Raw genomic sequence first — 25,101 nt, 5'->3', positions numbered from 1 at the left:
CCCACTCCTTCCCCCGGCGCCGCGGCCGGCGTGCGCCGCCGTGTCATCGGCAGGCCGAGGTGGTGACGGGTGCTCCCCGTACAGCGGTAGGCCCGCCCGGCGCGAAGCACCGGGCGGGCCTACCGATCAGGCGCTGACGTCAGCAGCGGGTGGGCGAGAGGGTGAAGTCCTCCACGACGGGCGTCGTGCTGTTGATCTTCGTCTGGCGCGTCTGGGGCTTCCAGCCGTCCTTCGCGACGATCAGCGTGAGCGGGTTGTTGCGCCGGTCCATCCAGTAGGCGTACTTGCCCTGGGCGTCCGTGGTGAAGGTGTAGGAACCCGCCCAGGAGTCGACCTGCACGGTCACCCCGGCCAGCGGGGCCGTGGCACCCTGGCAGCTCGTGCCGGACACGGTGCCCGACAGCTTGCCCCACGTGGTGGGCGGCTGGGCGATCATGGTCACCGCCACCGGCTCCACGGTGTACGGAGTGTTCTCCTTGATCACCACGGAGGCCGAGTAGGTGCCCGGCTGGTCGACGTTCGCGGTCATGCCGACCGTGACCGTGACCTGCTCCCCGGCGGCCAGGGTGACCTTCGACTTGTCGATGGTCATCCAGCTGACGTCGGCCGCGCCCTCGGCGCACTCGGCGAAGCCCGGCAGGACCTCACTGTCCTTGGTGGCCGTGAAGCCGCCCGACGAGCCGCCGATCTTGTAGAACCCGCAAGCCGCGCCGCCCCGGTAACGGGGGGTGTTGGCGTTGGGCAGGTTGGCCCAGGCGTTGGTCGCCGGGTCGAAGGAGAAGCCCGCGTTGGTGATCGCGCCGCCCTGCGACCCGCCGACAACCAGGAGCTTGCCGCTGGCCACCGCGTACGAGGCGGCCCAGCTGTCACTGGGCGCATCCGCAATGGCGGTCCAGGCGTTGGCCGCCGCGTCGAAGGCGTAACTGGCCTTCTGCGCCGCCGTACCGTCGTTGCCGCCGGTGCAGTAGATGGTGCCGTTGATCCCGCCGCAGGACAGGAACGCCACCGACTTCGGGTAGGCGGGCAGCGTCGACCAGGCGTTGGTGCCCGGGTCGTAGCGGACCACCGAGTTGGACATCGGCGTGCAGCTGGCCGTGGTGCAGCCACCGATCGCGTACAGCTTGCCGTCCACGACCGCCTGGCCCGCCGCCGCCCGCGGCGCCGGGTTGTTGGCCACGGGGGTCCAGGTGTTCGCCGCCGGGTCGTAGGACCAGGTGGCGGCGTCCGGCCCGGAGGGGCCCCAACCACCGGTGGCAATGATCTTGCCGTCGATCGCGCCCACCGTCATGGCGTTACGCGCGCCGGGCAGGTCGGCGATGCCGGCCCACGCCTGGGCGATCGGGTCGTACCGGTAGTTCTTGGCGCTCGACGCGGTGCCGTCGCCACCACCGATCGAGTAGACCTTGCCGTCGACGTTGACGACCCGGTTGTCCATCACGTTCACCGGATAGCCCGGGATGGTGGTCCACGGGTCGGCCTGCGGAGCGGCCGCCGGGGTGATCGCGTTGGACGTCTTGCCCGACGAGCGGGCGGCGAACGACGTCGGTGCGGTCAGCCGCTGCGCCGGCGCCCCGGTCGAGCCGAGCACCGCCTGCTGGGACAGTCGGGAGCCGTCGGCCCGTTGCAGCACGAACCCCTCGTCGCGCTCACTGAACTCGACGGTGACCGGGGCCCCGCCGGTGTTGGTCACCGTGAAGGTCTTGTTGACCTTCCCGCTGGGCATCCGGACCGTACCGGTCACCGAGGTCGGCTTCACCTGCAGCCGGCCGGCGGCAAGCTGGAAGCTCGCCGTGGTGGCCCAGTCGGCCTCCACGGTGACCTGCTTGGTCTGGCTCACGTAGTTGCCCGCGCTGGCCGTGAACGGGTGCGTCCCGGTCAGCGACGAGAACATCCAGTAGAAGCCGTCGGGCAGCTCGGTGTCGTCCGGGGTGGCGACCGTGGTGGCCTTCTCCGCCGGGCGGTCCTTGCTGGTCACGGTCGCGCCGTTGACGTAGCCGTTGTTGTTCTTGTCGCGCACGTGGCCGAGGACGAGGCCGCCGTTCACCGGCTGGCAGACGAGCTTGCTGCCGATGAGGACGTTGTCGACCTGCCACCACCATTCCCAGCTCGCCTCGTAGTAGTGGAAGCGCACCCGTACCTGCGACTGGTCGGCCGCCTGCGGGATCGGCACCTCGGTCACCCGCGGGCCGCGCACGTCGGCCGCCTGGCGCAGCACGTTGGTCCAGGTGGTGCCACCGTCGAGGCTCAGGTCGACGTCCGCGCGGTCACTGTTCAGCCAGTTGTAGTCCTGGTTGAACCGGATCACCGGTGCGCTCACCCCGGTCAGGTCGACCACCGGGCTGACCAGCGAGGTGTCCTGCCGCCCGCCGCTGCCGTAGTTGTCGCTGTCGATGACGGCGAAGCCGCCGGTGCCACCGGTCAGGTTGCCCCGGTCACCGCTGTCGGTGAACTCCCAGACCTGCCCGCGGTCGGCGTTGTCCACCACGGACCAGCCCTCGGGCGTGGTGGTGCCGTCGAACGTCTCGTACTCGCCGTCGGAGGCGGTGGTGTAGCCGGGGGCGGTGGAGCACTTCTCCGGGTTCACCTCCACGGAGATGTTGGCGGTGACGTTGGCCCCGCGGACCGTCACCTCCTTGGTGGTGGTGAGGTAGCCGGGGTACTGCGGCTCGACCCGGAGCCGGTAGGTCGCCCCGGACGGCAGTGACAGGCTGTAGCGGCCGGTCGAAGGAGTGGTGTAGTCGGAGATCGGCGTGCCCTCGACGCTCACCTTCGCGTACAGCGGCCAGCCGTGCCCGGAACCGTCGGTGACCTGTCCGCTGACCGTCACGCTGGGCACCGCGGTGAGCGCGACGTCGAGCGTGGTGGTCGTGTTCTTGGTGACCGTCGCCGACAGGGTACGGCTCGCGTAGCCGTAGGCCGAGACGACCACCTGGTAGTCACCGGCCGGCAGGAGCGAGGAGTACGTGCCGTCCGCGCCGGTGATCAGGGTGCGGTCCGCCGCGCCGGTCAGGGTGACCGTCGCACCGGCGATCGCCGCGCCGGTGGCCGAGTCGGTCACCTTGCCGGCCAGCGTGCCGTTGTCCCCGATCGGGGCCGCGGCGAGCAGCGCCAGGGCGTCCAGGCGGCCCTCGCCGTAGACGTTGTTGTCGTCGGCGGTGCCACCGCACTGGGCGTCCGCCTTGTCGACGGCGGTGTCGTTGAGCAACGCACGGGTCGCCGTGATGTCACCGACCATGGTCGGTGCCGCGGACCAGAGCAGCGCGATCGCGCCGGCCAGGTGCGGTGCCGCCATCGAGGTGCCGCTGTAGCTGGCGTACGTGTTGTTCGGCACGCTGGAGCGCACGTTGACGCCCGGCGCCGAGATGTTCGGCTTGATCTCGCCGCTCTGCCCGGTGCCCCGGGACGAGAAGCTGGCGATGTTGTTGTTGATGTCGTACGCGCCGGTGGAGTAGTTGCTGGCCAGGCTGCCCGGTGAGCCGCTGCTCTGGCAGGACGGGCCGTTGTTGCCGTTGGACCAGACACCGAAGATGCCGGACGCGGTCCAGGCGTTGGTGACGTCCTCCATGAACGGCTCGTTCGACGGCGCCGTGGTGCCCCACGAGTTGTTGATGATGTTCGGCCGCTTGCTGGCGTCCGGGTTCTGACCGTTGAGGTCGGTCGGCTCCAGCATCCACTGACCCGAGGTGATCAGCGCGGCGTCGGTCGGGCAGCACCCGTTCGCGGCGATCCACTTGACCTCGGGGGCGACACCGATCTGGTTGGCCCCGTCCGCACCGGCCATGGTGCCCATGGTGTGCGTGCCGTGGCCGTCGGAGTCGCACGGCGCGGTGGCGCACTCGCCGGCCGCGTCGAACCAGTTGTAGTTGTGGTCGAAGGTGCCGTCACCGTTGTTGCCCCGGTAGGAGTTCACCAGCGCCGGGTGGTTGAACTGGACGCCACTGTCGATGCTGGCCACGGTGATGCCGGCGCCCTTGACGCCGTACTGCGACCAGACGTCGTCGGCGTTGATGTTGGCGACGCCCCACTCCAGGGCGTTCGTCGACTTCTCGTTGTCGCCCGGCTGCGTCTCGGGCAGCTTGTAGTCGACCGGCGCGTACAGGCCGTCCACCTCGGGGTGGGCGGCGAGGTTCTGCGCCATGGTCAGCGAACCGCCGGTGACCTTGATCGCGTTTGTCGCCCAGAAGGTCTGGTACTTCGTGCCGGAGCGGTCCAACTCGGTGCGGACCTTGCCCTGGCTCTCGGCGGCGGTCTTCTTCAACGCCGCCGCGACGGCAGCACCGCGCTGGCTCCAGTCCTTGACCCCGGCGGCCTTGCCCAGGTCGGCCCGATCCTTGAAGTGGATCCAGAAGTCGCCTTCGCTCTTGCCCTCCAGCTGTCGGGTGAGCTCAGGCCGGATCTTGTCGCCGGCGGAGGTGTCGCCCTGCGCCTGCGCTCCCGTGCCGGTGGCGGCCAGCGCGGTCGCGGCGAGGACCACGGCGGCGCCTGCGCTCACCAGCCGCCGGGCCAAGCCCCTTCGGTGTGGACGTCTCAGCATCGGTGCTGCCTTCCTTGAGGATGACCCGCGGATGATCGAGCCATGACAGAAGGGCCAGGAGACAAACTCTCCCGACTGGCACACCGGTGTGAAGCGAACCCCCCAGGCCCCCTAGGCGCCGTGCGGGTCTACGCCGGCCACCTGTGTGGACACTATGATCGACAGCAAGCAACGATCAATGACCATACGCGAGCAACATGTCACCAACAGACCCCCGGATCGGGGCCCGGTTGACAGTTACTGTCACGGTGGGGCGCGTGACGAGGAACGAGATGGACACGGGGCACTCCGACGAGGCGGCGGAGCAGCCATTTTCCCTGGTCATCGGCGTGACCCCCGCCCCGGGCGAACGCCTGCGGCTCACCGAGCTGTTGGACGGCATCGCACCCCTGCTGCTGGTCGCCGACCTGGACGAGCTACGCGAGCTGATCACCGGCGGCATGGAGGTCAGGCGAGGGCCCCGCCTGACGTATCCGGACGCGGTGGAACCCCCACCCGACACCCCGGCGGAGCCGGGGCCGGACGGCGCGCTGGTGATCGACGCGGCCCGCTCCACCGCCCGGTGGGGCGACCGCGAGGCACCCCTCACCCGGCTGGAACGCGACCTGCTGACCTGCCTCACCAGCGAGCCGGCCCGGGTGTGGAGCTATGCCGAGCTGCACCACGCGGTCTGGCACGGCGAGCCGACCCAGCGCCGCGCCGACGTGCAGTCCCTGGTCAAGCGGTTGCGCCGTAAGCTCGACGCCCTGGGCACGGGCGTCACGATCGCGGCGGTACGCGGCGTCGGCCTGCGGCTGACCGAACACCGCAAACCCCAGGTGCGGGGCGACCGACCGCACTTCCTCGACGACGACGCGCTGCCACCGCCCGAGGGCGGCCGACCGGGCTGAACCGCCCGCGGCGCTCAGAACAGCGTGTCCGTGCCGACCGGCACCGGCTCGGGCAGCGGCGTGAGCCCGGGTTGGCGGGCACGGACCTGGTCGTGGAAGCGGCGGGCCAGCTCGGGCGCGTCCACGTTGTCCGGTGTGTGCACGAACACGGTCGGCGAACGGCCCTCGCGCAGCCAGCCGTTGACCACGTCCAGCCACGGCTGCCAGCCCTGCACCGTGCGGGCCGGGTCGTCGCGGCCCAGGTAGCGCACGATCGGCCGGTCGGTAAGCGCCCGGGTCCGCGGCGGCAGGCGCGGCTTGCGTGTCCACGCCTCCCGCTCCGCGTCGCTCGTCGGCGGGGTGTCGAAGAACGCGGTGGTGTCGAACGGGACCCACTCGGCACCCGCCCGCCCGAGTGTGGCCTCCAACGCGCGTGCCGCCGCGGGGTCGGTGAAGAAGGCCGGGTGGCGGACCTCGACGGCGTACCGGTGGGTGGTGGGCAGCGTGCGCAGGAACCGGTCGAGGTCGGGCACGTCACCGGGGCCGAACGAGGCGGGCAGTTGAATCCACAGGGCGTCGGCCCGAGGGCCGAGCGGCTCGATCGCGTCCAGGAACGCCCGCAGCTCCGCCTCGCCGCCGGTGAGCCGGCGCTCGTGCGTGACCACCTTCGGCAGCTTCGGCAGGAACCGGAACTCCGGGTCGGTCTGCTCCGCCCAGGACGCCACCGTCTCCCGGGCCGGGGTCGCGTAGAACGTGGTGTTGCCCTCCACGGCGGTGCACCAGCCGGCGTACGCGCGCAGCCGCTCGTGTGCCGGCAACGGATGCGGCAGGAAGCGGCCAGACCAGGAGCGGTGCGTCCACATGGCGCACCCGACGTGCAGGCGGGGCGGGTCGGTCACCGGTACGGCCAGCTCGTCGACTCGCCGCGCAGTGCCGCCTCCCGGTTCCACTTCCGGGTGACGTACAGCGCGAGCAGACCCAGTCCGAGCAGCACCGGGGCGAGCAGGAGGAGCACGACGCCCGTGCCGAGCCGGAAGTTGTCACTCTGGATGCCCTTGGCGGAGGTCAGCGCGAACGCCTCCGCACCGTCACCGGTGCAGCTGATGAAGTCGATCCCCATCCAGCTGACCCCGTCGGTGGCCAGGACCGGGGTGAACTCCCGTGCCCCGCCGCCGCCGTCGGGGCGCCCCCGCATGACCGCTGCGGTTCCCTCGGGCCGGGCGCCGGTCAGCTCGACGGTCCGCTGCTCCCCGGTGGTGTAGACCCGGCTCTTCCCGGTGCATCGAACGGAGTCGGCGTCCACGGTGGCCGGGGTCGCGAGGATCAGCAGATTGCCGGGGCGTACGCCGGTGTCACGGCGCTTGACCTCCGCGCCGGGGCGGAACTCGGCGTCGATGGAGAAGGTCGACGCGGGTGCGAACGGACCCGACTGGGTCAGCAGGGCGAGACCCAGGAACGCGGTCAGCAGGAACCCGCCCGACCCGACGAAGATCCACATCGCGACGACCGCGCGGAACCGACGCACCAGGCCGTTCACTGGACCTTGTCCATGTCACAGGTGCCCTCGGTGACCCGCGAGGGCTCGGAGGAGTACACGCTGTACTTGGCGTCCGGCACGGACAGCTCCACGCAGAGCACGGACGCGTCGTTGTTCGTGACGAACCAGACGTTGCCCACCCCGTCGTAGTCGCCCAGTGACAGCTCGTCAACGCCCCGGGGGAAGTGCCCGGTCTTCTCCTTGATGGAGGTGGCCTCGCTCATCGCGTCCCGGACGTAGGTCTCGGGATCGGTGCCGGTGTTCCACCCGCAGGACGTCAGGGCGAGCGTGCCGGCCAGCAGTACGGCTCCCAGGCCGACTCTCCTCCGTCGCATCCGTCCTCCTCGCGCGTCGCACCCCGCCGGGCTGAGCTGCCCGTTCGCCGCCCACCGTAGCCGGGCCGGTCACCGGCCGACCCGGGCGGTCCGGCCTCCCGCCGCCGGCGCCCGGCTCACGGCCGCTCCACCCGCACCGGGTCGCCCCGGACGAGGTCGTCGTGGATCCGCCACCGGGCGGTCTCACCGGCCCGCCGGGCCGCCGCGTCGTCCTCGGCGAGCTGCCGCCGCAGCAGGTCGATCGCGAGCCGGCGGTTGAGTGACAGGTGCCGTTCGGTGTGGACCACCACGGTCCGGCCGGACGGTCGGTGCGTGGCCCGGACGGCGGTGCTGGCCTTGTTGCGGTGCTGCCCGCCGGGTCCGCCGGTGCGGCACGGCACGAACTCGACGTCGGCCTCGCGCAACGGCGTGACCGCGACGTCGGTGCGGCACGGACGGGCGGTGACGTACCAGTTCTTCCGCCCGCGCCCCGTCCGGTAAGGGCTGGGCGCCTGCCAGCAGAGCGTGCCGGTCCACCCGGCCGCGAACGCCTCCGCCCCGGCGCCGGTGATCCGGACCAGCACCGACCGGTAGGTGCCGGCCCGGTCGCCGGACACCGCTTCGATCCTCGCGGTACGCAGGCCCCGCCGGGCCGCCTCACCCTCCAGGCGGGACAGCAGCCGGGCCAGCGACCACGCGCACTCGACGGGTCCGCGCCCGGCGGACAGCAGCAGCTCGGTCACCGCCGTCCCTTCCGGCGCTCGTCGCGCCGCCCGGCGTCGGGCGTCTTGTAGGTGACGAGCGGAACCGTGGTGGTGACCGGCGTGGCGAGGTCGTGCGCCACCAGGTCACCGATCACCTGCTCGATGCGCTTGTACGCGGTGGGCGCCTCCTCGAACAGCAGCTGCCGGTCCCCGCACACCACGACCGAGCCGACCGGGGTGCGGCGCAGCTCCTCGACGGTGTGCTTGGCCCGACCCCGGCGCAGCGCGTCGGCCCGGGACATCTTGCGCCCGGCGCCGTGCGCCACCGAGTGGTTGGCCTCCGGGCCGGCGTGCGCGGCCACCAGGTAGGAAGGCGTGCCCCGGGTGCCGGCGACCAGCACGTCCCGCCCGTCGCCCGGCGCCGCGCCCTTGCGGTGCAGGTAGTGCCCGTCGCGGATTTCGACCAGGTTGTGGCACTGGTCGACGACCGGTTCGGCGGGTTCGGCGCCCAGCGCGTACGCCACCCGCGCCGCGAGCAGCCGCCGGTTGAGCGACCCCCACCGCACGGCGGCGTCGTGTCGGGCCAGATAGGCGTCCGGGTCGGGCGCGGGCCCGGCGCCGTGCACCTCGGTGTGCGCGCGCAGGATGCGCTCGCCCAGCCCGCGCGACCCTGAGTGCACCACCAGCACCATGTCGCCGGCGCGCAGGCCGAACCGGTCGGCGTGCTCGGCGGCGAGGACCGGCCCGACCCGGGCCAGCTCGACGAAGTGGTTGCCGCGCCCGACCGTGCCCAGGCCGTCGAGGTGACCGGCCGGCACGTCGCCGGCCAGCACCGACCAGGCCGGGTCGTCGGCGTCCCGGCTCGGGTCGAGCGGCCGGTCCAGGTCCGGGAAGCGGGCGGCCAGCCGTTCCGGCACGGCCCGGCGCAGCGCGATCGGGAACACCGCGATGCCGCAGCCGATGTCGGAGCCGACGAGGAACGGGTACAGCACCGTCGAGGCCATCGCGGCGCCGATCGGCGCGCCCTTGCCGGGGTGCAGGTCGGGCATGGCGGCGACGTGCGCCATGCCGTCCAGGGCGGCGACCTGACGGCACTGGTCCAGCGCGGCGGACTCGATCCAGCTGCCGGGGGAGGAGAAGACGGAGACGGTGGCGGGCACGACGGCCCGCCCGGAGGGGTACGCGGACACAGACGCTCGTTTCTGCGACAAGAGAGGGAACGGCGGGGCAGGCGGGGCGGACCCGCGGACTGGGATACGGCCGTCAGAACGTCATGCCGGCCACTGTCCCGGACACCGCGCGTCGCCGGCAACCGACTTTCCCCCGGTCCGCCGCGTCGACATCACCGCACTCGCTCCATAGACTCCGGTCGTTCCGGTACCACGAGTCCAGGGAGGACCCACGTGTCGAGCGAAACCCGACCGACCACCACCGTGTCGCTGCTGGCCCGTCTCGCGGGGGTGAGCATGGCCGCCGCGGCGCTGGTGGCCGCCGGAGGTGTCGCGGCGAGCGCGGCGCCGGCCGCCGACCCCGCGCCCACCAAGGGGCCGTGCGCGTACACGCCGACGCCGGAGGACCCGGCGGTCCGGCCGGTGCCGCTGCCCGCCGACCCGCGCCGCACCCCGGACCGGGGGACCGTGCGGGTCACGCTGCACACCAACCAGGGGCCGATCGGGCTCACCCTCGACCGCGCGCAGGCCCCCTGCACCGTGCAGAGCTTCCTGCACCTGACCCGGCGCAAGTTCTACGACCGGACGCCCTGCCACCGGCTCACCGCGTACCCGACGTTGACGGTGTTGCAGTGCGGTGACCCGTCCGGCAGCGGCTCGGGCGGCCCGGGCTACCGCTACCGCGACGAGTTGCCCACCGACCTGCCGCCGGCGCCGACCGACCCCACCGGCGTGCGCCGCCTCTACGCCCGGGGCACGCTGGCCATGGCCAACGCCGGCCCGGACACCAACGGCAGCCAGTTCTTCCTGGTGCAGCGCGACTCGGCGCTGCGCCCCAACTACACCGTCTTCGGCCGGATCGACGCGGCCGGCCTGGCCACGCTGGACCGGATCGCGGCCGGCGGCATCGCGCCCACCCCGGAGGACCCGGCCCCGGTCGACGGCGCCCCGGCGGTGCCGGTGCTGATCGACCGGGCCAAGCAGGGCCGCTGACACCGACGGCCCGGCGGGACGGCCCCGGCCGGCACGGTGCCGGTACCGCCCCGCCGGGTCGACGCGGACGCCGGTAACCTGCGGCGATGACGCACGAGCGGGAGATCACCGAGCCGGTGGACCTGTGCCGGCCGGACGGCCGGCTGAACCCGGAGGCGGTCGGCTGGAGCCGCCGCCCGCTGCACCGGGCGAACCTGCGCGGCTGGGGTCGGGCCAAGCGTTGGGAGCACTGGGGTGTGGTCACCCCGACGCACATCCTCGGCCTGGTCGTGTCGTCGCTCGACTACGCCGGGGTGCAGAGCCTCTACCTGCTGGACCGGCGCACCGGCCGGGAGACGATGGCGGAGGCGGTGGTGCCGTTCGCCCGCGGCACGGTCCTGCCGACGGTCAGCGGCGACGGCCCGGTCCGGACCCGTGGTGGCGGGCTGACCGTCGAGATCGACCAGGATTCGCGGGGCAGCGTGATCCGGGCCGCCGGCTCCGGTGTCGAGGTCGACCTGGAGGTGCCGCTGCCGCCCGGGCACGAGTCGCTCGGCGTGGTGGTGCCCTGGAGCAGCCGACGGTTCCAGTACACCGTCAAGGACATCGGCCGCCCGGTACGCGGCACGCTGCGGGTCGACGGCGTCGCCCACCCGGTGGGGGAGGGGTCGTACGCGGCGCTCGACCACGGGCGCGGCAAGTGGCGGTACGCGGTGCGGTGGAACTGGGCGGCCGGCAGCGCCGCGGGTCGGGCCGTCCAGCTCGGCGGACAGTGGACCGACGGTACCGGCTCGACCGAGAACGCGGTCTTCGTCGACGGGCGGCTGCACAAGATCGGCGCCGACCTCACCTGGCGGTACGACCGCTCCGACTGGTTGCGGCCGTGGCGGATCACCGGCGACCGGGTCGACGTCACGTTCCATCCGTTCCACGAGCGGGTGGCGCGCACCAACCTGCTGGTGCTGGCCGGCGAGACGCACCAGTGCTTCGGGCACTTCACCGGCTGGGCGGCCACCGACGACGGTGAGCGCGTCGACCTCGACGGCCTGACCGGCTGGGCCGAGGAGGCACGCAACCGCTGGTGAGCACGCGGGAGGGGCGGTCCCGGATCCGGGACCGCCCCCTCGTGCCGTGCGGGGTCAGGCCACCGAGGCCGGGAACCGCTCCCAGACCCGGTGCGCCGCCATCAGCCGCTGCACCTCGCCGAGCACCTCGGCTCCGGAGCCGCCGGCGACCACGCCCGGGGTGCCGGCCACGCCGGCGGCCCGCAGGACCTCCGTGCCCGCGCCCCACGCGCCGATCGCCTTGGCATGCCGCCACGCCTCCTCGACGAGCAGCAGCACCCGCGGGTCGGTGGCCGGGGAGCCGGGGGCACCGGCCTTGTCGTCCCGGGCCGGCAGCGCGTCCGGCGCCGGGGCCGGCGCACCGGCCAGCAGGATCGCGTCGAACTCGACCGACCGGGCGGTGGCGAACGTACGCTGCACCGGCAGCCCGTCGACCGTGCCGCCGTGCGCGGCGATCAGCAGCGGCACCATGCCGGCGGCGAACACCTCCCGGCGTACCTCGTGCACGTCGCCCAGGTCGCCCTCGGCGTCCACCACGATGCCGACCATCCGCCCGTCGGCCGGCCACTCCCGGCCGACCTGGGACAGCGCCGGGCTGGGCTGCACCTCGGCCAGCGGCACGGTGGGCTGCGGCGCGGGCAGGCCCAGGCCGATGGCCACCTGCTCGCACAGCACCGGGTCCACGTTCGCCAGGCACTGGAGCTGCCGCTCCTTGATCGCCTGGTGGTAGCACTTGCCCAGCTCGAACGTGTACGCCCGGATGATGTGTTCCTTCTCCACCGGCGACATGCTCTGCCAGAACAGGCGTACCTGGCTGTAGTGGTCGTCGAACGAGGCCGGCGCGGCGCGGACCTTCGGCGCCTCGGCCACCACGACCGGGGTGTCGAGGAACGCGTTCTCCCGGTCACCGGCGGGGAACGGGTTGCCGCCGTCGAGGGAGTTGGGCCGGTACGGCGCCACCCCGGCGTGCACCGCGTGCTGGTGGAAGCCGTCCCGGAACATGTCGTTGACGTCGGCGTGCGGCCGGTTGATCGGGATCTGGGTGAAGTTCGGCCCGCCCAGGCGGGTGAGCTGCGTGTCCACGTACGAGAAGAGGCGGCCCTGCAGCAGCGGGTCGTTGGTGACGTCGATGCCCGGCGGAAGGTGTCCGACGTGGAACGCCACCTGCTCGGTCTCGGCGAAGAAGTTGCGCGGCGTCTGGTTGAGGGTGAGCTTGCCGATCGGCTGCACCGGCGCCAGCTCCTCCGGCACGATCTTCGTCGGGTCGAGCAGGTCGACCCCGGCGAACGTCTCCTCCGGCGTGTCCGGGAAGACCTGGATGCCCAGCTCCCACTCGGGGAACGCGCCGGCCTCGATGGCGTCGTAGAGGTCCCGGCGGTGGAAGTCCGGGTCGATGCCGCCGAGCAGCTGCGCTTCCTCCCAGGTCAGCGAGTGCACGCCGAGCTTCGGCTTCCAGTGGAACTTGGCCAGTACCGTCGCCCCGGCCTCGTTGACCAGGCGGAACGTGTGCACACCGAAGCCCTCCATGGTCCGGTAGGACCGCGGGATGCCCCGGTCGGACATGTTCCAGATGGTGTGGTGCTGCGCCTCGGTGTGCAGCGAGACGAAGTCCCAGAACGTGTCGTGGGCGCTCTGCGCCTGCGGGATCTCCCGGTCCGGGTGGGGCTTGCCGGCGTGGATGACGTCCGGGAACTTGATCGCGTCCTGGATGAAGAACACCGGGATGTTGTTGGCGACCAGGTCGAACGTACCCTCGTCGGTGTAGAACTTGGTGGCGAAACCGCGGGTGTCGCGGACGGTGTCCGCCGAGCCGCGCGAGCCCAGCACCGTGGAGAAGCGGACGAAGACCTGGGTCTCGCGTCCCTTCTTCAGGAAACCGGCCCGGCTGACCTCCTCGGCGGCGCCGTAGGCGACGAACACGCCGTGCGCACCCGCGCCCCGGGCGTGCACCACCCGCTCCGGGATCCGCTCGTGGTCGAAGTGGGTGATCTTCTCCCGCAGGTGGTGGTCCTGCAGCAGCACCGGGCCGCGCGGGCCGGCCTTGAGCGAGTGGTCGGTGTCGCGCAGCCGGGCGCCGTTGGCGGTGGTGAGGTACGCGCCCTGCTGCCCCTTGGCGATCTTCGGGACGCCGGTCTCCGCGCCGGTGGGGGTCCGGGTGTCCGGCGCGCCCTGCTCGTGCTTGGGCGGCAGCGGGCCGTGCGGCGTGGTCGGCTCCTCCAACGAGGGCGGCGCGCTGCCCGGCGCGCCGGGCACGTCCGGGGACAACGCGTCACCGACCTTCTCGACGGCGGCCTCGACGACACCCTTGACGATCTGGGTGGGCTTGCTGGAATCCATCAGGACCTGTCCTCCCTGCGGTGAAATGACCAGTGCCTCTACGGCCCTACCCCAGGTCGACCCGGGCAAACCGGGTGGATGCGCGGTGGTGCTGGTCAGGGCCGGGAGAAGACCGCCACGGCGGTGAGGACCAGCCCGCCGGCGACCAGCCACCGGCCGTCGAGCGTCCGCAGCGCCGGCCCGCCGTCGGCGCGGGTGCCGTCGACCAGGATGCGGGCGGTGAACCGGCCCGCCGGATCGAAGGTCAACTCCGCGTCCTCGAACCCGAGCCAGCGCCCGGTCAGCGGGTACCACGCCTTGTACACGGACTCCTTGGCGCTGAACAGCAGCCGGTCCCAGTGCGTGGCGGGGTCGGCGGCGCGCAGCGCGGCCAGCCGCTCCGGCTCGCCGGGGGTGGTCACCGCGTCGGCCACCCCGTCGGGCAACTGCTCGTGCGGTTCGGCGTCGATGCCCAAACCGGCGACCGCGCCGGCCGGGGCGACCGCCGCGGCCCGGTAGCCGACGCAGTGTGTGATGCTGCCCACCACCCCCGGCGGCCAGAGCGGTTCCCGTCGGGGCCCGCTGCGGATCGGTGCCGGCGCGTACCCCAGCTGGGCCAGCGCCTGCCGCGCGCAGCGGCGGGCGGTGACGAACTCGTGGCGGCGTCTGTCGACCGCCCGGGCGACGAGGTCCTCCTCGCCGGGGTACGGTCCCTCGCCGGGGGAGTCGGCGAACGCCTCGACGACCCGCGCGTCGGCCGGCAGCAGCGCCTCGATCACGCCGCACCGCCGAGGATCCGCCGCATCGGTGCCGGCTCGTCGCCGCGCCGCCGCCACTCCCGCGGATAGCCGAGCGACACCTCCTCGAACCGCACCCCGTCGTAGTGGGTGGTGCGCGGGATGTGCAGATGGCCGTAGACCGCGACGGCCGCCCGGTGCCGGACGTGCCAGTCGGCGCTGCGGTCGGTGCCGCACCACTGGGCGAACTCCGGATACCAGAGCACATCGGTGGGTTCGCGCACCAGTGGCCAGTGGTTGATCAGCACGGTCGGCAGCGTCGGATCGGTGTCGGCCAGCCGCCGCTCGGTCGCCGCCACCCGGTCCCAGCACCAGGACTCCCGGTCCGGGTACGGGTCGGGATGCAACAGCATCTCGTCGGTGCACACCACCCCGGACTTGTACGCCACCCGCAGCGACTCCTCCTTCGTCGTGGTGCCGGGCGCCCGGAAGGAGTAGTCGTAGAGCAGGAACAGCGGCACCACGGTGACCGGCCCGCCCTCGCCCCGGAACACCTCCCAGTCGTCCTCCGGGGTCAGCACGCCCAGCTCGCGGCACATCGCCACAAGCGCCTCGTAGCGGGCCACCCCCCGCAACGTGACCGGATCGTTCGGGTGGGTCCACAGCTCGTGGTTGCCCGGCACCCACACCACCCGGGCGAACCGGTCGCGCAGGAGCCGCAGGGTCCGCTCGATGTCGGCGAAGACCTCACCCACGTCACCGGCCACGATGAGCCAGTCGTCGGCCGTCGCCGGCCGCAGGCGGTCCACCACCGCCCGGTTCTCGGCGTACGACACATGGAGGTCGCTGACCGCGTACAGGCCACCAGTCACCGGCAAGATCCTGCCAGTGACGCCCGCAGATGACCAGTCGGTCAACCGATCCGGTCGGTCACGTCGCGCAGCGCGCGCAGCAGCTCCCGGGCGACACCCGGCTCGCCGGCCGAGTGGCCGGCGTCCGGCACGATCCGCAGGTCCGCCTCCGGCCACCGGCGGGCCAGGTCGTACGCGGACACCGGGGGGCAGCACAGGTCGTAGCGGCCGTTGACGATCACCGCGGGCAGGTGGCGGATCCGGTCCACCCCGTCGAGCAGTTGGCCCTCGGTGAGGAAACCGCCGTGCACCACGTAGTGGGAGAGGATCCGGGCGATCGGCAGCGCGTGTTCCTCGCCGGTGAAGTGGGCCAGCGTCGCGGGGTCGGGCAGCAGCGACGAGTTGACCGCCTCCCACCGCCCCCACGCCCGCGCGCAGACCCGCGCCTGCGCCTCGTCCGGGCCGTGCAGCCGCCGGTGGTAGGCGCCCAGCACGTCGTCGCGTTCGGCCGGCGGGATCGGGGCGACGAACCGGTCCCACTCCTCGGGTTGCAGGTGGCGCAGCCCGCCCTGGTAGAACCACTCCCGCTCGCTGCGGCGCAGCAGCAGCACCCCGCGCAGCACCAGGCCGGTGACCCGGTCCGGGTGCGCCTGCGCGTAGGCCAGGCCCAGCGTGGCCCCCCAGGAGCCGCCGAACACCAGCCACGAGTCGATGCCCAGCCGTCGCCGGATCGTCTCCAGGTCGCCCACCAGGTGCCAGGTGGTGTTGGCCCGCAACTCGCCGAACGGCGTGCTGCGGCCGGCGCCGCGCTGGTCGAACAGCACCGCCCGGTAGCGCGCCGGGTCGAAGAACCCGCGGGCGGCCGGCACCAGGCCGCCGCCGGGACCGCCGTGCAGGAAGACCACAGGTACGCCGTCCGGCCGCCCGACCTCCTCCACGTGCAGGACGTGGCCGTCGCCGACCGGGAGCCGGTGGGTGGCGTACGGCTCGACTGTCACGCCGGGGCGCGCACGTCGGCGTCCGTACCCGTGTTCTCCGCCTCTGGGCTGACCCGCGGGGCCGGGGTGCGCACCCCGAACGCGTCGAAGCTCGGCCCGTCCAGCCGCTCGATGAACGGCTCCGCGGTCAGCCGCTCGGAGGCGGCCCGCTCCCGCCCAGGCTCCTCGCCGTCGGACCACCCGGCGTCGCCGCGGTCCTCCGCGGTCCGCTCGTCCGAGGTCCGGTCCTCCGAGGGCCGGTCCTCCGCGATCCGGTGGGCCGCCGGGACAGGGGGCACCAGACGCGCCGGCACATGCGGGTACTCGGCGGTCTCCGAGCCTCCCGCGGCCGCCGCCATGACCGCCGCGGCGGCCAGATCGGCGACCCGCTTGGCCTCCCGCTGCACCCGGGCGCGGGTGTCCTTGGCGTGCTGCTCGGCCAGTTCCGCCGCACGCCGGGCCTCGTCGAGCCGCCGGGTCTCGGTGGCCAGTTCGCGGCGTACGCCGACCAGCCGCTCGTCCAGCTCGGCGCCGGCCCGCTCGACCGTGGCGGCCTCCCGGCGGGTCTCCGTCAACTGGCGGCCTGCCGTCTCCAGCTCCGCCCGGAGCTGGTTCAGGGCCTCCTGCCGCTGCTGGAGGTCCCGCTGCACGACGGCGAGCTGCCCCTGGTGCGCCGCGGTCTCCTCGTCGGCCCGCTGCCGCACGTCGGTGGCGTACTGCTGGGCCTCGGCGACCAGCGCGGCGATGTCCTTCTCGGCGGCGGCCGCCCGGTCGGCCAGCTCCTGCTCGGCCGCGGCGCGCCGCTCGTCCAGCTCCCGGGCCATGGTGGCCTGCCACTGGGCCAGCTCCTGCTGGGCCTTGCTCCGGTTGGCCTGCACCTCCTGCTGGATCTGCGTGCGCGCCGCCTTCACCAGGGCCTCGGACGCCGACCGTGCCTGCTCGACCTGCTGGGCGCTCTGCTCGGTGATCCGCTTCGCCTCCTGCTGGGCCCGGTCGTGCACCGCCTGGCCCTCGGCGCGCAGCTTCTCCGCCAGCTCCCGTACCGCGGTCAGCTCCGCCTGCGCGGCGGCCCGCCGCTCCTCGTCCGCCCGGTCCTGCTCGACGCGGCGGGCGGCCAGTTCCTCGTCCAACTCGTGCCGCTCCCGCGCCACCTGGTCCCGGGCCGCGGTCAACAGCTTCTCCGCCTGGACCTGGACCTCCTCGGCCCGGCGGCTCGCCACCTCGGTGATCTGGCCCGCCTGCTTCTCGGCCAGGTCCAGGATCTGGTCGACCATCGGCCCCAGGTCCCGGAAGGACGCCCGGTCCACAGTCGTCGGACGGTCCCGCAGCTCCGCCGCCTCGGCCTGCGCCCGCTGCGCCTGTGTGGTCAGCTCGCGCACCTGCGCGTACGCCCGGTCCCGGGCAGCGGCCAACGCGCCCATCTCGACGTCCATCTGCTCGACGTACCGGTCCACCTGACGCTTGTCGTAGCCGCGCAACGCGGGATCGAACCGCGGTCGCGCCGACACGTCGTCGTGGGGTGCGAACGGCTCCTCACCGTGGGACATGTGCCATCCTCCGTCGGTCCGCCGGCGCCAGGCCGGCGGATGACCACCGCCCCGCCGGGCACGATGCGGCGCAACGGTACCGCGTCCGCGCGCGCATAGCGCCCCCCGCCCGCCGGTCGGTCACGCGGTCAGACCGGGAAGTGCGGGTTCCCCGCCGTCAGACGGATGGTGAAGCCGTCCGTGCCCCGAAGCTGCGTCACATGGTCGCAACTCTGGTGGCTGATCCACAGACCCAGCCCACCGTCCGAACCGTCCCCCGCCGGCAGCAGCCCGGCGTACGGGTCCTTCGGGCCGTCCCCTCGATCGTGGACGGTCACCACGATCCGATCGGCCGCCCGCCACAGCCGCATCCGCACCGGCGGCTCGCCGTGCCGCAGCGCGTTGCTCACCACCTCGCTGACCGCCATGACCAGATCGTCCAAGCCGTCGGACGTGAGCAGACCCTGGTCGGCCCCGCGCACCGCCGCCCGGGCGTGGGCCGGCGTCGGATCGACCAGCTCCACCAGCGGCGTCGAACGTTGCACCGGGTCCAGCGGCGCCGGCCGGCACTCGGCCAGGTAGGTCTCCGGCTCGGTGTAGAGACCGGTGGCCTCGTGCCCGCCGTCCGGTCGGGCCATCAACGGATGGGTACGCGCCACGTCGGCCAGCACGTGCGCGGGGGCGCGCCGACGGTTGTAGGCGCAGATGCCCCAGAGGGGAAACTCGCCGTACGCCTGGTTGATCGCCGACTCGTAGCGGGCCCACCAGTCCCAGGTCGCGCCCAGCATGACCGGCGGCAGCTCACCGACCAGCCGGATCTGCGACGCGCCGGCCGCCACCCAGGAGGCCAGCAGGTCGCGGCAGGCGCGCAACGCGACAGCGGGTCGGGCCCGCCCGTCGGCGACCGGCAGGAACGTGACCCCGGCGCCGGTGGGCAGCGCCCGCCGCACCAGGTCGGTGTGGCGCTCGCTCAGGTTCACCGCCGTCGGCTCGCCGGCCGCCGCACCGTCGCGCAGGAACGGCACCACCACGGCCAGCAACTCCTCGTCGGAGTCGTAGACCAACGCCTCGTGGAAGTAGCCCAGGTGACCCGACGCCGCGCCGGTTCTCATCCGACGACCTCCACCCGCACCTCGGTCAGGCCGAGCAGGTCGACCAGTCGGGCCGGAGCGGGACGGCGGGTGCGCAGCACCGCGACAGCGCCGTACCGGCGGGCGTGGTCGCGCAGGTGCAGCAGGCTGCGGTGGTCGACGAACCGCAGGTGGGAGGCATCGAACACGACGCGTCCCGCGACCGGGCGCGGGTCGGCCCGCTCCAGGGCGGCCGCGAAGAGTTCATGGTTGGACGGGTCCAGCTCGCCGCCGAGCGCCGCCGCCGTGTCGCCGCCGCCGGAGTGCAGGCGGAACAGCACGTCCGCGTTCGTCATCGGGTGCAGGCAGGCCAGCTCGGCGATCGCCGCGTCGCCGAGCACCCGCAGGTCGTAGGCGCAGACCGCGGACATGGGCCGGTGCCGCATCCAGTGGTCGATCCGGTGCTCGTAGCGGGCGAAGGCCGCCCGCTGTTCCCGGGTGCGGACCAGGCTGGTCGCCTCGGCCACCACCCGCAGGCCGGTGTGCCCGGCGTCGAGTGCCTCGGTGGTGGCCCGCGCATAGGCCCGGACCTGCCGTTCCGGGTCGACGACCTCGTCGTGCCGGTACGCCTCGGTGGCGTCGAGCACGCGCAGCGCGCCCCGGCGCAGCGCGGCGTCGACCCCGGGAACCGCCGCCAACCGGTGGATCCCGGCGGCCGGATCCTCGGTGCCCACCAGCCACACCCGCTCGCCCACCGCGAGGCCGGTGGTGACCTGCTCGACCGTCAGCGCGTGCAGCACGGCCGGGTCGTCGTAGGCGAGACAGCGGTGGGTGTAGCCCGGGTACGACACGCCCACGCTGCTCACCGAGATCGCCTCATAGGTCCATTCTATTCTCCCGCGAACGCCGGACCACGCCAGGCCGTACGCGGCCCGGTCGCCGTATCCGCTGGTCGGGGTGTCGGGTGGCGGGCGGGTCCCGGGCGATGCGAAACCCGATGGCCGGCCATCGGGCCGGCCGGCATCCTGAGCCGATGTCGATCACCGCGCGGAGCCTGCGCAGCACGGACTGGACCCGGCTGCGGCCGATGCTCGCGGCGATGGGCGTCGGCGACGAGCCGGCCGGCGCCCAGCGGGACCGTTTCGCCCGGCACCTGGAGTGGCAGGCCCACCGGGAGCGGGCGGCGCCCTTCTACGAGCGGCTCGGCCACCGGGGTGACCCGTGTCCGCAGCCGGACTACCCGACGTTCCTCCTGGACCTCACCGCTGCCGGAGCACCCCCGGCAGGCCAGGGCCGGTGACGGGCCGGTCAGGTGAGCGGGTGGGAGATGTCGCGGGCGTGGTCGGCGACGGCCGCGCCCACCACGGTCGCGGTCAGCGGCAGCACCTCCAGGCAGCGGCGCACCGCGGCGGCCATCAGCGGGTTCGGCACCCGCATGGACAGCGTGCAGTGCGGCACCCAGTGCCCCGGCCGGTAGTGCTCCAGCACGTCGATGCCGGCGCGGGCCAACCGTCCGTGCACCCGGGCGTGCTGCTCCAGCAGCGCGGCCGTCGGCACCGCACCGAGCCACAGCACCCGACCGACGAACTGACCGGCGTGCGGGAACTCCAGCCGCAGGGGCGCGGCGACGACCATCCCGGCCAGCGCCTCGGCCACCCGCTCGGGGTCCAGGCGGGGCGCGACCGCGAGCGAGACGTGCGGGCGGTGCCGCTGCCCCAGCAGCGACCGCAGGCTCGGCACCCCCTCGGACTCCAGAAGGTCCCACAGCACCCGGACCCGACGGGTGGCGTCGGTGTCGAGATAGAGCTCCAGCGCCGCGACCACATGATCACGTTAGCGCCCGGGACACGCCCGGACCGCCCACCCCGCGTCCCCCGAGGGGCCGAACCGGATCGGTCGCAGAGGTTTGTCCGCCCGGCACGGCGGTACTGGCCGGGGAGGACGGTACGAGACGGCGGGGGTGAGGCACGCGTGGATGTGAAGGATCTGCTGACCGAGGGGTACGGGCGGCTGCCCGGGTTGGTCGCCGACGCGCTCGACGGGCTCGACCCGCGGCAGCTCCGCCAAGCGCCGGCCGACGGCGCGAACCCGGTGGGCTGGCTGATCTGGCACCTCACCCGGATCCAGGATCACCACGTCGCCGACGTCATGGGTGAACCCCAGCTCTGGGTCACCGGCGACTGGGCGCCGCGGTTCGGCCTGCGACCCGACCCGGACGACGTCGGCTTCGGCCACGGCCCGGCGCAGGTCGCCGCGGTACGACCGGAGGACGGTGACGTGTTACGTGACTACCACCGGGCGGTGGTGGACCGCACCCTGGCATACCTGCGAGGGCTGAACCCGGCCGACCTGGACCGGGTGGTGGACACCAGTTGGGACCCGCCGGTCACCCTCGGCGTGCGGCTGGTCAGCGTGCTCGACGACGATCTCCAGCACGTCGGCCAGGCGGCGTACGTGCGCGGGCTCATCCAGGGCTGAGCGCAGCGCGCGTGCGTCGGAGCGCGGCGTACCCGAGCAGGTGGCACGCCTGCGCCTCCGGGGAGGTCCCCGGTCCGGTGAACTCGGGGGCGCCACTGACCCCGGTCACCCGGCCGTGCCCGTCGACCCGCCGGTCGGCGGCGGCCAACAGGTCCGCGCCGACGGCTGCCCAGGAACGGGGCAGCCACCCGTCGGTCACCCCGGTCAGGGCCGCGTACCCGAGGAGCTGGGCGGTGTTGGCCTCGCGGAACGTACCGGGGTCGTCGAGCACGTCCGGGAAGAGGCCGTCGTCGCCCCGGTACGCCAGGCAGGCGGTCAGCACCTCCTCGACGTGGCCGGCCAGCTCGGCCCGCAGCGCCGCCGGCCAGGCCGGGCCGGGGCGCAGCGCGCGGGCGATCCCGGCGACCACCCAGCCGTTGCCGGTGCCCCACGGGCCCGGCCGGTCCAGCTCACCGCGGTCCTCGTCCCAGCGGGCGGCGTACAGGCCGGTGTGCGGGTCGTGCAGCCGGCGCCGGTGCCCGATGACCTGCGCGGCGGCCAGCTCCGTGCGGCCGGTCGACGCCAGCAGCGGTACGACCATGTAGATCGTGTCCGCCCAGACCTGGCGACCGTCGAGCAGGTGGAACAGGGTGCCGTCGGCGGCCCGGGGCGCCCACCCGGTCAGCCAGTCGAGTTGCGCGTCCAACGCCCTGCCGTACCTGGGGTCCCCGGTGGTGCGGGCGGCGTGCCGGACCACCTCGCCGCAGGCGGCCCCGTTGACCGCGCCGACCGACCCGGCGGGTTCGCCGAGCCGGCCGTCCGGTCGCTGCCGGGTCACCGCGGCGTCGGCGACCAGCACGGCGGCCTCGTGCAGATCGAGATCCAGCAGCGCCTGGCCGAGGAGTCCCTGTTCCCAGGACTCCCGTTGCATGGTGAGCAGCGCCAGCAGCACCCGGTCGGCGGCGGGTTCCCCGGTCCACCTCATCGCCGCTCGCCGCGGCTCGACCCGGACCGGCCGACACCTGTCGGCGTGCGCCGCGCCGCGTCGTCCGGGGACGCCGGGTGGTCCGAAGACACCGGGTGGCCCCGGCCGGCGCGGGCGAGCAGCCGGTCGACGGCCACGAACAGCAGGCCGAGCAGCCAGAACGCGGCGGCGAACCCCAGCGCGTTGACCCCCACCCCGGGGTAGCCGAGCTGACCGGCGTCGAGGAACGGGTACGGATAGCGGTCCACGATCAGCCCGCGTACCAGCGCGAACGCCAGGTAGGCCACCGGGAACGCCAGCCACCAGGCGGCGTAGCGGGGGCGGAGCCGGCCGGGGCGGTGAGACAGCGCCCAGTCGGCGATCGCGAGCAACGGGACGACGGTGTGCAGCAACTGGTTGCCCCACCACTCGCCCGGGTCCCGCTGCGGCTGGGGCACCGCGAACGGGCTGGCCGCGTTGGCCAGCACCAGGTGGTAGACCGTGCCGGTGATGGTGATGTAGAGGGTCACCGCCCCGGTCAGCGCGCTCGGCGGCTCGGGCCGGCGGCGCAGCGCGCACCAGGTGGCGTAGCCGGCGAGCCCGCCGACCGCCAGGTTGCTCTGGATGGTGAAGTACGGCAGCAGGCCGGCGAGCGTGGCCGAGCCGAGCGCGGTGAGCACGATTCCGGCCAGCACACCGAGCGGCACGGTCAGCCGGAGGAGGATCGCCGCTCGTCGACGCCGCGGGGTCACCGGGGCAAGTTACCAGCCGGTTGTCAGTCCGGGCCGCGGTCGGCCGGCGTCGCGACGTCCTCGGGCACCCGTCCGGTGGTCGGCTTCACGCCCGGTGGCGTCCCGGACCCGTCGCGTCGGGTCGTCCGGTGCCGTCGGGGGAACCGGTGTCACCGGGGGAACCGGTGTCACCGGGCGGCCCCGTGTCACCGGCAGGCCCCGGGTCGCCGGGCGCCCTCGTGTCGCCGGGAGGTCCCGCGCCACGGCGGCGGCCGGCGTCGCCGTCGGGTCCGGTGCCGGCCGCCGGGCCGCCGCTGTCGAGCAGGCCGGCGCAGTACGCCGGGACCCGGTCCGCGCCGCCGGCGGCGGCGACCAGGTCCGCGAAGGCGGGGGTGCCCAGCGCCCGTCCACGGTCCGCCCCGGTGAGGGACCGGTAGGCGACGCAGCGGCCGGGCGGCGACGACGGGTGCGGCGGGCCGGGGTGCGCGGAGCCGGTCGGGTCCGGACGGGCCGGCGCCGACGGGCGGGTGGCGGTGGCGGTGGCGGCCGGTGGTGGCGCGGACGGTTGGGGTGCGGTGGGCAGGTGCCCGGTCGCGGCCAGCGCGACCCCGCCGGAGAGGGACGCCACCAGGGCGCAGACCGCCACCCGGACGCCGAGCCGGCGGACCCGGCGGGTCCGGCGGGCCGCCCGGAACGCCACGACGGCGGCTGTCTCGCCGTCGAGTTCGCCGGCGCGGGGTTCCGCCCGCACCGCGTCGAGCAGGCCGACGAGGGCGGGCGGTCCGGCGGACGCCTCGCCGGGGTGGCCGACGAGCAGTCGCTCGACGGCTTCCGGGTCCAGGCGGGATGCGTCCATCTCGTGATCCTCAGCGCCGCCACCCGTCCACGCGTCACACCGGCGGCAGTCGGGGCCGGTGGCCGCACCGGTACGACCCTGTCGCCGTCGCCTCCGGTTGCCGACGGCCCGGCGTGGCGGTGAACTGAACTACATGGGTGTCATCAAGGTGGGCACGTCCTCGTGGGCCGATCAGATGCTGATCCGTTCCGGCTGGTATCCGCGCGGGGTCAACACCCCCGCCGGTCGACTCGGGTGGTACGCCGAGCACTTCGGGCTGGTCGAGGTGGACACCTCGTACTACGCCGTGCCGGTGCCGGAGACCACCGCGGCGTGGGCGGCGGCCACCCCGGACGGCTTCATCTTCGACGTCAAGGCGTTCCGCCTCTTCACCGGCCACCACACCCCGGTCGACGCGCTGCCCCGGGACCTGCGCCCGGCCGGCGGACCGAGCCGGGTGCGCTGGCGGGACCTGCCCGCCGGGGCGTACGACGAGCTGTGGGCCCGGTTCCACGCGGCGTTGGCCCCGCTCGCGGCGGCCGACCGGCTCGGCGCCGTGCTGTTGCAGTTCCCACCGTGGCTGGCCCGCGGCGACGCGGCCCGGCGGCGGATCCTGGCCGCCGCACAACGCTGCCGCCCCTGGCCGGTCACCGTCGAGTTGCGACACTCGTCCTGGTTCACCGACGAGGCGATGACCGACACGGTGACGTTCCTGCGCGAGCACGACCTCGGCTACGCCTGCGTGGACATGCCGCAGGGGCACCCCTCGTCGGTGCCCCCGATCCTGGTCGCCACCACCGATCTCGCGGTGATCCGGTTCCACGGCCACAGCACCGCCTGGGAGAGCGGGGACAAGCAGGAACGGTTCCGCTACGCCTACGGCGAGCAGGAGCTGCGGCACTGGTCGGTGCTGCTACGCGAACTGGCCGAGCAGTGCGCCGAGCTGCATGTGCTGATGAACAACTGCTGCGGTGACCAGGCCCAACGTGACGCCGCCGCGCTGGCCGGCCTGCTCGGCGTCGCGCCCGCACCGGCCCGCGCCTGACGTTTCCCCGGCGGGCGGGCGGGTACGGCGGTGTGGTGGACGATCGTGAGGGGGGATCCGTGGAGCAGCGGCAGAACGGACAGGACGCGGCGCCGGACGACCGGGACCCGCGGGTGACCCGGGAGGCCGAGGAGGCGCACGGCGGCAGCATGGCCCCGGGCCTGGTCGACGACACCGGGCACCCGCTCGCCGGGTCGCCGGTGCCGGACAACGAGCCGTCGGCACCCGACCCGGGCGGCACCGGCTCCTGACCGACCAGGTCTCCGGACCGACTCAGAGCGTCGGACCGACTTCCCGGACCGAATTCAGAGTGCCGGACCGACCGGCAGTGGACGACACCGCGCGGCCGGCGACCCACCCCGATGTGGGGGGCCGGCCCGCCGGTGGGCCCCGGCCGGCCCCCCGCCCGGGGCCGCCGGCGGCGCCCCC

General features: G+C 73.8%; 24 protein-coding genes. 7 read left to right on the top strand and 17 right to left on the bottom strand.

The features are described from left to right. Positions 1-139: 139 nt before the first annotated feature. Complete coding sequence (locus ACLQ2X_RS26060; RefSeq protein WP_425683718.1) at positions 140-4,492, bottom strand: S8 family serine peptidase; 4,353 nt, start codon at positions 4,490-4,492, stop codon at positions 140-142. 299 nt (positions 4,493-4,791) lie between these two features. On the opposite strand from ACLQ2X_RS26060, the gene ACLQ2X_RS26055 reads away from it, so the two are divergent. Then, the gene (locus tag ACLQ2X_RS26055) at positions 4,792-5,424 is read left to right on the top strand and encodes a winged helix-turn-helix domain-containing protein (RefSeq protein WP_425683717.1); all 633 of its coding nucleotides are present in this window, start codon (positions 4,792-4,794) and stop codon (positions 5,422-5,424) included. 14 nt (positions 5,425-5,438) lie between these two features. On the opposite strand, the gene ACLQ2X_RS26050 is transcribed toward ACLQ2X_RS26055, so the two are convergent. The 5 genes from ACLQ2X_RS26050 to ACLQ2X_RS26030 form a co-directional block, all read right to left on the bottom strand. Further along, positions 5,439-6,266, bottom strand: a complete 828-nt coding sequence (locus ACLQ2X_RS26050; RefSeq protein ID WP_425683754.1) for a DUF72 domain-containing protein — start codon at positions 6,264-6,266, stop codon at positions 5,439-5,441. Between the two features lie 32 nt (positions 6,267-6,298). After that, a complete protein-coding gene (locus tag ACLQ2X_RS26045; protein ID WP_425683716.1) occupies positions 6,299-6,940 on the bottom strand; it encodes a hypothetical protein in 642 nt (213 codons plus the stop codon). Then, entirely contained in the window at positions 6,937-7,275 is a 339-nt protein-coding gene (locus tag ACLQ2X_RS26040; protein WP_425683715.1) for a hypothetical protein, read from the bottom strand. Before ACLQ2X_RS26040 ends, ACLQ2X_RS26045 begins: the two co-directional genes overlap by 4 nt. 116 nt (positions 7,276-7,391) lie before the next feature. After that, a complete protein-coding gene (prfH, locus tag ACLQ2X_RS26035; RefSeq protein WP_425683714.1) occupies positions 7,392-7,997 on the bottom strand; it encodes a peptide chain release factor H in 606 nt (201 codons plus the stop codon). Then, positions 7,994-9,148, bottom strand: coding sequence for an RNA ligase RtcB family protein (locus ACLQ2X_RS26030; RefSeq protein ID WP_425683713.1), 1,155 nt, complete (start codon positions 9,146-9,148; stop codon positions 7,994-7,996). Before ACLQ2X_RS26030 ends, prfH begins: the two co-directional genes overlap by 4 nt. Positions 9,149-9,361: 213 nt before the next feature. On the opposite strand from ACLQ2X_RS26030, the gene ACLQ2X_RS26025 reads away from it, so the two are divergent. Together ACLQ2X_RS26025 and ACLQ2X_RS26020 are read left to right on the top strand one after the other, a co-directional pair. After that, positions 9,362-10,120, top strand: a complete 759-nt coding sequence (locus ACLQ2X_RS26025) for a peptidylprolyl isomerase (RefSeq protein ID WP_425683712.1) — start codon at positions 9,362-9,364, stop codon at positions 10,118-10,120. A gap of 86 nt (positions 10,121-10,206) precedes the next feature. Then, positions 10,207-11,184: a DUF2804 domain-containing protein gene (locus ACLQ2X_RS26020; protein WP_425683711.1), complete on the top strand. Its 978-nt coding sequence runs from the start codon at positions 10,207-10,209 to the stop codon at positions 11,182-11,184. A 54-nt stretch (positions 11,185-11,238) separates the two neighbouring features. On the opposite strand, the gene ACLQ2X_RS26015 is transcribed toward ACLQ2X_RS26020, so the two are convergent. From ACLQ2X_RS26015 to ACLQ2X_RS25985, 7 genes are all read right to left on the bottom strand, one after another. Continuing rightward, entirely contained in the window at positions 11,239-13,500 is a 2,262-nt protein-coding gene (locus ACLQ2X_RS26015; protein WP_425683710.1) for a catalase, read from the bottom strand. A 95-nt stretch (positions 13,501-13,595) separates the two neighbouring features. Then, a complete protein-coding gene (locus ACLQ2X_RS26010; protein WP_425683709.1) occupies positions 13,596-14,258 on the bottom strand; it encodes a 4'-phosphopantetheinyl transferase family protein in 663 nt (220 codons plus the stop codon). Then, entirely contained in the window at positions 14,255-15,088 is an 834-nt protein-coding gene (locus tag ACLQ2X_RS26005; protein ID WP_425683708.1) for a metallophosphoesterase family protein, read from the bottom strand. Before ACLQ2X_RS26005 ends, ACLQ2X_RS26010 begins: the two co-directional genes overlap by 4 nt. A gap of 41 nt (positions 15,089-15,129) precedes the next feature. Further along, entirely contained in the window at positions 15,130-16,065 is a 936-nt protein-coding gene (gene pip, locus ACLQ2X_RS26000; RefSeq protein WP_425683707.1) for a prolyl aminopeptidase, read from the bottom strand. Then, the gene (locus ACLQ2X_RS25995) at positions 16,062-17,591 is read right to left on the bottom strand and encodes a hypothetical protein (protein WP_425683706.1); all 1,530 of its coding nucleotides are present in this window, start codon (positions 17,589-17,591) and stop codon (positions 16,062-16,064) included. Before ACLQ2X_RS25995 ends, pip begins: the two co-directional genes overlap by 4 nt. Before the next feature lie 128 nt (positions 17,592-17,719). Then, a complete protein-coding gene (locus ACLQ2X_RS25990; protein ID WP_425683705.1) occupies positions 17,720-18,682 on the bottom strand; it encodes an anti-sigma factor RsbA family regulatory protein in 963 nt (320 codons plus the stop codon). Further along, the gene (locus ACLQ2X_RS25985) at positions 18,679-19,506 is read right to left on the bottom strand and encodes an MEDS domain-containing protein (RefSeq protein WP_425683704.1); all 828 of its coding nucleotides are present in this window, start codon (positions 19,504-19,506) and stop codon (positions 18,679-18,681) included. Before ACLQ2X_RS25985 ends, ACLQ2X_RS25990 begins: the two co-directional genes overlap by 4 nt. A gap of 167 nt (positions 19,507-19,673) precedes the next feature. Here ACLQ2X_RS25985 and ACLQ2X_RS25980 point away from each other — a divergent pair, with 167 nt between their 5' ends. After that, positions 19,674-19,940: a hypothetical protein gene (locus ACLQ2X_RS25980; RefSeq protein WP_425683703.1), complete on the top strand. Its 267-nt coding sequence runs from the start codon at positions 19,674-19,676 to the stop codon at positions 19,938-19,940. An 8-nt stretch (positions 19,941-19,948) separates the two neighbouring features. On the opposite strand, the gene ACLQ2X_RS25975 is transcribed toward ACLQ2X_RS25980, so the two are convergent. Continuing rightward, positions 19,949-20,464 carry a 2'-5' RNA ligase family protein gene (locus tag ACLQ2X_RS25975; protein WP_425683702.1) on the bottom strand — a complete coding sequence of 172 codons (516 nt, stop codon included), beginning with the start codon at positions 20,462-20,464 and terminating at the stop codon, positions 19,949-19,951. 147 nt (positions 20,465-20,611) lie between these two features. Here ACLQ2X_RS25975 and ACLQ2X_RS25970 point away from each other — a divergent pair, with 147 nt between their 5' ends. Continuing rightward, a complete protein-coding gene (locus ACLQ2X_RS25970) occupies positions 20,612-21,118 on the top strand; it encodes a mycothiol transferase (RefSeq protein ID WP_425683701.1) in 507 nt (168 codons plus the stop codon). Here ACLQ2X_RS25970 and ACLQ2X_RS25965 read toward each other — a convergent pair. The 3 genes from ACLQ2X_RS25965 to ACLQ2X_RS25955 all read right to left on the bottom strand — a co-directional run bounded on the left by ACLQ2X_RS25965 (position 21,105) and on the right by ACLQ2X_RS25955 (position 23,648). After that, on the bottom strand, positions 21,105-22,082 hold the full coding sequence (locus ACLQ2X_RS25965; protein WP_425683700.1) for a glycoside hydrolase family 88 protein: 978 nt from the start codon (positions 22,080-22,082) through the stop codon (positions 21,105-21,107). The two genes, ACLQ2X_RS25970 and ACLQ2X_RS25965, sit on opposite strands and share 14 nt — an antisense overlap. After that, entirely contained in the window at positions 22,079-22,813 is a 735-nt protein-coding gene (locus ACLQ2X_RS25960) for a Pr6Pr family membrane protein (RefSeq protein WP_425683699.1), read from the bottom strand. Before ACLQ2X_RS25960 ends, ACLQ2X_RS25965 begins: the two co-directional genes overlap by 4 nt. A gap of 85 nt (positions 22,814-22,898) precedes the next feature. After that, complete coding sequence (locus tag ACLQ2X_RS25955) at positions 22,899-23,648, bottom strand: hypothetical protein (RefSeq protein ID WP_425683698.1); 750 nt, start codon at positions 23,646-23,648, stop codon at positions 22,899-22,901. Positions 23,649-23,781: 133 nt separating this feature from the next. Here ACLQ2X_RS25955 and ACLQ2X_RS25950 point away from each other — a divergent pair, with 133 nt between their 5' ends. Further along, complete coding sequence (locus ACLQ2X_RS25950) at positions 23,782-24,672, top strand: DUF72 domain-containing protein (RefSeq protein ID WP_425683697.1); 891 nt, start codon at positions 23,782-23,784, stop codon at positions 24,670-24,672. 59 nt (positions 24,673-24,731) lie between these two features. Further along, the gene (locus ACLQ2X_RS25945) at positions 24,732-24,923 is read left to right on the top strand and encodes a GTPase activator (protein ID WP_425683696.1); all 192 of its coding nucleotides are present in this window, start codon (positions 24,732-24,734) and stop codon (positions 24,921-24,923) included. The last annotated feature ends 178 nt before the right edge of the window (positions 24,924-25,101 follow it).

It is taken from the genome of Micromonospora sp. DT31, from assembly GCF_049841795.1.
Taxonomy (GTDB): Bacteria; Actinomycetota; Actinomycetes; order Mycobacteriales; family Micromonosporaceae; genus Micromonospora.
This window is presented reverse-complemented; position numbering and strand designations above follow the sequence as displayed.